Source organism: Streptococcus sp. 53 (genome assembly GCF_013276565.1).
Classification (GTDB): Bacteria; Bacillota; Bacilli; order Lactobacillales; family Streptococcaceae; genus Streptococcus.
Genome location: NZ_VMLG01000018.1, coordinates 1 through 727, shown reverse-complemented (window position 1 = coordinate 727; position 727 = coordinate 1). Strand labels below are relative to the sequence as shown.

At 37.7% G+C, this 727-nt stretch carries 2 protein-coding genes; one reads left to right on the top strand and one right to left on the bottom strand.

Annotation, left to right across the window (positions count from 1 at the left end):
- Window positions 1-311: 311 nt before the first annotated feature.
- The gene (locus HT722_RS06170) at window positions 312-416 is read right to left on the bottom strand and encodes a type I toxin-antitoxin system Fst family toxin (protein ID WP_157769339.1); all 105 of its coding nucleotides are present in this window, start codon (window positions 414-416) and stop codon (window positions 312-314) included.
- A gap of 108 nt (window positions 417-524) precedes the next feature.
- Here HT722_RS06170 and HT722_RS06165 point away from each other — a divergent pair.
- Window positions 525-727: helix-turn-helix transcriptional regulator (locus HT722_RS06165; RefSeq protein ID WP_173278109.1), on the top strand; the 203-nt coding region annotated here is incomplete at its 3' end.

Below are 727 nucleotides of genomic sequence, written 5' to 3'. Positions count from 1 at the left end.
TAAAATAGTTTTTGTAAGTTAATGAGTTAGTAAAAAACGAAGTTAAAACTTATCTAAAAATAAATAGCTTTAGCGAGCGAGTAAGTTGATAGATATAAGGTTTTATCAAGGTTTTTAATTATGCTTTCATTTTAGCAGATACGCTAAAAGCTGTCAAGCGTTTTATAAAATAATTTACTAGCTCTTTAACTTTGTTCCTTGACAATTGAATAGAGCATGTGAGATAATATAGGGGAATTGAAAAGTAGTTCCAATGGAACACAAATCCCCTAGTACCGCAAATACCAGGGGATTTTTTTGTGGGCTGGACACTAACGTTTGTCCTTGTCCTGCTTGCTATCCAGCCAGTCGCTAATCAATTTAGTTGCTAAATTGACTAAGAGCGGGGCAAGGATAAGTGTGAAAAGTAATTCCAATGGGACTCACCTCCTTTCAGAGGCTATATCGTTAGTGCCGTCACTATTATATCACATGCTCTATCAGTTAGATAGGGCATTTTTTATTTTCAAAAAGGAGGAGGTCGCATGAGCCAACAACATCTTAAATGGATTGAGCTTGTAAAAGAGCGAATTGAAAAACGTGGGTGGTCGCAGACGGACCTGGCTACCGTCGTAGGTGTTAGTCCGTCAGCCATCACGCAACTTTTCAAAGATGGTAAAGGAAGTGATGACTTGAAGCTTCGCATTAATAAAAAATTGCGAATCAGTGAGTCGTGGGAAAAGTTTGA